Source organism: Conyzicola sp. (genome assembly GCF_046714715.1).
Taxonomy (GTDB): Bacteria; Actinomycetota; Actinomycetes; order Actinomycetales; family Microbacteriaceae; genus Conyzicola.
In genome coordinates, this window is the sequence record NZ_JBKKAD010000115.1 from 1 (window position 1) to 5,448 (window position 5,448).

Consider the following 5,448-nt stretch of genomic DNA (forward strand, 5'->3'; position numbering starts at 1 on the left):
CCAGGCAGGGCATCACCGGCCCGCTCTTCATCGGCAAGGACACCCACGCACTGAGCCGCCCCGCCGAGACGACCGCGCTCGAGGTGCTCGCCGCCAACGGCGTGAACGCGCTCGTCTACGAGTTCGACGACTACGTGCCGACGCCCGCGCTGAGCCTCGCGATCATCGTCTACAACGCGGCCGGTCACGACGACCAGGCCGACGGCATCGTCATTACCCCGAGCCACAACCCGCCCCGCGACGGCGGCTTCAAGTACAACCCGCCGCACGGCGGACCGGCCGACAGCGACGCCACCGGCTGGATCGCGAACCGCGCCAACGAGATCATCGCCAACGGAAGCGTCGACGTGAAGCGCGCCGAGCCGAGCGCCGTCGAGACCTACGACTTCCGCGGCGCCTACGTCGCGGACCTCGCGGGGATCATCGACTTCGACGCGATCAGGGCGGCGAACCTGCACATCGGTGCCGACCCGCTGGGCGGCGCGAGTGTGAACTACTGGCAGCTGATCAAGGAGGTCTACGACCTCGACCTCACCGTCGTGAACCCCCTCGTCGACCCGGCCTGGCCGTATATGACGCTCGACTGGGACGAGAAGATCCGCATGGATCCGTCGAGCCCGTCGGTCATGGCGTCGGTCGTCGCGCATCAGAGCGAATACGACATCGTCACCGGCAACGACGCGGACGCCGACCGTCACGGCATCGTCACCCCCGACGGCGGCCTGATGAACCCCAACCACTTCCTGGCCGTCGCCATCCAGTACCTCTACACGCACCGTCCGGAGTGGCGTTCGGATGCCGCAATCGGCAAGACGCTCGTCTCTTCTTCGATGATCGACCGGGTCGCGGAGTCGCTCGGCCGCACCCTCTGGGAGGTGCCGGTCGGTTTCAAGTGGTTCGTGCCCGGACTGATAGACGGCTCGGTGGCGTTCGGCGGCGAGGAGAGCGCCGGCGCCAGCTTCCTGCGCAAGGACGGCACCGTCTGGACCACCGACAAAGACGGCATCCTGCTCGCGCTGCTGGCGAGCGAGATCCGCGCGGTCACCGGCAAGAGCCCGTCGGAGCTGTACGCCGAGCTCGTCGCCCGGTTCGGCGACCCGGTCTACCAGCGCGTCGACGCCGTCGCCACCAAGACGCAGAAGACGGCGCTCGCCAAGCTGAACGGATCGGCGATCACCGCCGAGACCCTCGCCGGCGACCCGATCATCGCCCGCCTTTCGGAGGCGCCGGGCAACGGCGCTGCCGTCGGCGGCGTGAAGGTCGTCACCGAGAAGGCGTGGTTCGCCGCCCGCCCGAGCGGCACCGAAGACGTCTACAAGATCTACGCGGAGTCGTTCGTCGGCCCCGAGCACCTGGCCAAGGTGCAGGCCGAGGCGAAGGAGATCGTCGACGCGGCCCTGGGCGGATAGGCAGCTGCTGGTTGAGTAGGTCGCGCAGCGACCCTATCGAAACCCGGCGAGCGGTTTCGATACAGGCCGTAGACGGCCTTACTCAACCGGCAACCGCTCAGATCAGCTCGATGGCGATCGCTGCCGTGTCGCCGACGTCGAGCCCCGCCTTGGCGCGCACGGCCTTCTTGATCGGCAGCACGTAGGCATCGCCGTCGACCCCCGGGAAGATCGACGTCTCCCAGGTCGACTCGCCGAGCCGCACGCGTACCTTCACCGCGCCGAAGCCCGACGGGGGCCGCGGCTGGTCGGCGATCTCGTCCGACGCGTCGTCGGGCACGGTCGCGAACACCCAGAGCTCCTTGCGCGCCGTCCACGCCCACAGCGTCGACTCGAACTCGTAGGTGTCACCGGTCATGGTGTCCATTCTCGCGCGACGCCCGGCACGCGGCATCCGCAAGAGCCAGCGCTACTTGCGCAGGCCTTGCCGCGGGTGTAACTTTGCACTCTCCGCAAAATTCTAGCGGGAGGCTGCCCGCCGTCGGACCGCGTTCCGCGGCGGCGATTTCGTTAAGCACCACCACCACAGACTTCGAGGTTCCATGTCACGCGTCGACTCCAAGGGCAAGCAGCAGGCCCAAGCGATCAAGGACGCCGGCGGGGTAATGACCCACCGGCAGATCCTGTTCGTCATCTTCGGTCTGATGGCGGGCATGTTCCTGTCATCGCTCGACCAGACCATCGTGTCGACGTCGATGCGCACCATCGCCGACGACCTCGACGGCCTCAGCCAGCAGGTGTGGGTGACCACCGCCTACCTGATCCTCGCCACGATATCGACGCCGATCTACGGCAAGCTCAGCGACATCTTCGGCCGGCGCCCGCTGTTCATCATCGCCATCAGCATCTTCCTCGTCGGCTCGATCGCCGCCGGATTCGCGAGCTCCATGTACGAACTCGCCGCCTTCCGTGCCATCCAGGGCCTCGGCGCCGGCGGACTCATGGCGCTCCCGCTCGCGATCATGGGCGACATCCTCGCCCCGCGCGAACGCGCCAAGTACCAGGGCTACTTCCTGGCCGTGTTCGGCGTCTCGAGCGTCGTCGGCCCGCTCATCGGCGGGCTCTTCGCCGCAACCCCCGAGATCCTGTTCGTCACCGGCTGGCGCTGGGTATTCCTGATCAACATCCCGATCGGCCTCGCCGCCCTCGCGATCGTGCTGCGCTTCCTGCACATCCCGCACGAGCGACGCGCCGTGCGCATCGACTGGTGGGGCGCAGCCACGATCATCATCGGCCTCGTGCCGCTGCTGCTCGTCGCGGAGCAGGGCCGCGAGTGGGGCTGGGGTTCGCTCGGCTCGATCGCCTGCTACGTGATCGGCGTGGTCGGCCTCGCCGCCTTCGTGCTCAGCGAGAAGCTCATGGGCGACGACGCGCTCATCCCCCTCAAGCTGTTCAAGAGCTCGACGTTCTCGATGGCCACCGTGCTCGGCGTGCTCGTCGGCTTCGGCATGTTCGGCGCCATGATGACCCTGCCGCTGTACCTCCAGGTCGTGAACGGCGCGACGCCCACCGAGAGCGGCTTCCTCATGCTGCCGATGATTCTCGGCCTGATGATCTCGTCGATCGTGAGCGGCCAGCTCATCGCCCGCACCGGCAAATACCAGATGTTCCCCACCATCGGCACGGCATTCATGGCGGTCGGCTTCTTCATCTTCACCTTTGCTACCGCCGACAAGCCGGTCTGGTTCCTCATGATCGGCATGCTGTTCGTGGGTCTCGGCCTCGGCCAGCTCATGCAGACGCTCACCCTCGCCAGCCAGAACTCGGTGGGCCCGCGCGACATCGGCGTGGCCACGAGCGCGTCGACGTTCTTCCGCCAGATCGGCGGCACGGTGGGCACCGCGGTCATCTTCTCGGTGATCTTCACCCGCTGGCCGCTGAACATCGCGACGGCGTTCGACTCCACGAGAATTCAGGACGGCATCACCGCGGCCCTGAGCGACCCCGGCGTGGCCGCCGACCCGGCCAATGCCCAGATCATCGAGATCCTGAAGAACCCGGGCGCGGCCGTGGGCTCGGTCTCGGGCGACACGTCGTTCCTCAACACCTCCGACCCGCGCCTGAGCGCCGCCTTCCTCGAGGGCTTCGCGAACTCGGCCATCACGGTGTTCTGGATCGCCCTCGCCGTTATCCTGGTCGCCTTCGTGCTCAGCTTCTTCCTGAAGGCTCCGCCGTTGCGTGCGAAGTCGGCGCTTCAGGAGAACGCGGATGACGCGGCTGCAGCAGTGGCGCTCGACGCCGACAGGGCGGCCAGCCAGACTGCACCGCTCGTCGAGCCGGGCGCGGCAGCGGCGGCGCCATCCGGAGAGCGCTCCGAAAAGTAGTTCCCGTCTACCGAAGCAGCCCGTCTCCCCCGTCATCACGCGGGTGGAGGCGGGCTGCACACGTTTACCCTCGAGCATTTGTCGCGGGAGCGCTCTCAAATAGTTCTTGACTATTCCTATCGCCGCCACATAGTGTGACTCACGATCCCGTGAGAGCGCTCCCATGCTGGTGTGTCATTCCTCGCTGGATCTCCCATCCACGCACACAAAGGAGTGACCGTGAGACTTTCACGACGCAAAAAAGCCGGCGCCATCGCCGGAGCAGCAGTAATCGCCCTCGTCGCCACCGGCTGCAGCGCCGGCGCAGAAGGAGGCGAAGCTGGCGGAAAGGTCAACCTCACCGTCGCCACCTTCAATGACTTCGGCTACACCGACGAGCTCTTCGCCGAGTACGAGAAGGAAAACCCGAACGTCACCATCAAGCAGAACAAGGCGGCGACCTCCGATGACGCCCGCGCCAACTACTTCACCAAGCTCGGTGCCGGATCCGGCCTCGCCGACATCGAGGCGGTCGAGATCGACTGGTTCGCCGAACTGCTGCAATACTCCGACAAGCTCACCGACCTCTCGTCGCCCGACGTCGAAGACCGCTGGCTCGACTGGAAGGAAGCCGCTGCCACCGACGCCGACGGCAAGCTGATCGCGTACGGCACCGACATCGGCCCCGAGGCCATCTGCTACCGCTCCGACCTGTTCGCGGCGGCCGGCCTCCCAACCGACCGCGCCGAGGTCGCCGCGTTGCTCGACGGCGACTGGGAGAACTACTTCTCCGTCGGCGAGCAGTTCACCGCGGTGAGCGACGCTGCCTGGTTCGACGGTTCCGGCGCCATGCTGCAGGGCATTCTGAACCAGCACGAAGAGACCCTCGAGGCGACCGACGGAGAAGTCATCGCGACCACGAACCCCGTCGTCAAGGATGCCTACGAGCAGGTGCTCGATGCCAGCCCCGAGCTGTCTGCGCACCTCAAGCAGTGGAGCGACGACTGGACCGCCGGTTTTGCCAACGGCGCCTTCGCGACGATGCTCTGCCCCAGCTGGATCCTCGGCAACATCGAGGGCGCGGCTCCCGAGGTAGCCGGCTGGGACGTCGCCAACGTCTTCCCCGGTGGCGGCGGCAACTGGGGCGGCTCGTACCTCACGGTTCCTGCGCAGGGCGCCAACACCGAAGAGGCGAAGAAGCTGGCGGCATGGCTCACGGCCCCCGAGCAGCAGTTGAAGTCGTTCGTCAAGACCGGCAATTTCCCCAGCCAGCTCGAGATCCAGGAGTCCGAGGAACTCACCTCGGTCACGCGCCCGTTCTTCAACGACGCACCGACCGGCGAGATCTTCGCCGAGCGTGCGGCGGCGATCACGGTCGCCCCGTTCAAGAGCGTGAAGTACTTCCCGATCATGAGCTCGCTGCAGGACGCCGTCAACCGCGTCGACGTCGACAAGACGCAGAGTGCGGATGACTCGTGGAAGCAGTTCGAGGCAGACGTCGAGTCGATCGGCTAACAGCGGCACACCGGCCGGGGGGGGGGGGGGGGGGGGGGGGGGGGGGGGGGGGGGGGGGGGGGGGGGGCGGGGGGGGGGCGGGGGGGGGCTGCCCCGGCCTACCGCCAGGGTTTACCCCGAGCCCACCGTCGGGTTGACGCAGGGAAGCGGGAGCCCTCGTAGCGTCATGACCAGCAACTGAC

General features: G+C 67.2%; 4 protein-coding genes. 3 read left to right on the forward strand and 1 reads right to left on the reverse strand.

The genetic code is table 11. The features are described from left to right. On the forward strand, window positions 1–1,409 hold a 1,409-nt coding region (locus ACLQ6X_RS09025; RefSeq protein WP_411699836.1), incomplete at its 5' end, for a phosphoglucomutase, alpha-D-glucose phosphate-specific. Between the two features lie 97 nt (window positions 1,410–1,506). Here ACLQ6X_RS09025 and ACLQ6X_RS09030 read toward each other — a convergent pair. After that, window positions 1,507–1,806, reverse strand: a complete 300-nt coding sequence (locus tag ACLQ6X_RS09030; protein ID WP_411699837.1) for a DUF1905 domain-containing protein — start codon at window positions 1,804–1,806, stop codon at window positions 1,507–1,509. Window positions 1,807–1,990: 184 nt separating this feature from the next. On the opposite strand from ACLQ6X_RS09030, the gene ACLQ6X_RS09035 reads away from it, so the two are divergent. Both ACLQ6X_RS09035 and ACLQ6X_RS09040 read left to right on the forward strand, forming a co-directional pair. Continuing rightward, window positions 1,991–3,772, forward strand: coding sequence for an MDR family MFS transporter (locus tag ACLQ6X_RS09035; protein WP_411699838.1), 1,782 nt, complete (start codon window positions 1,991–1,993; stop codon window positions 3,770–3,772). A 219-nt stretch (window positions 3,773–3,991) separates the two neighbouring features. Then, complete coding sequence (locus ACLQ6X_RS09040) at window positions 3,992–5,266, forward strand: extracellular solute-binding protein (protein WP_411699839.1); 1,275 nt, start codon at window positions 3,992–3,994, stop codon at window positions 5,264–5,266. Window positions 5,267–5,448: the final 182 nt, after the last annotated feature.

Coding starts and splice junctions, on each gene's coding strand:
- ACLQ6X_RS09030 (WP_411699837.1), bottom strand. CDS start 1,806: ATGACCGGTGACACCTACGAGTTCGAGTCGACGCTGTGGGCGTGGACG.
- ACLQ6X_RS09035 (WP_411699838.1), top strand. CDS start 1,991: ATGTCACGCGTCGACTCCAAGGGCAAGCAGCAGGCCCAAGCGATCAAG.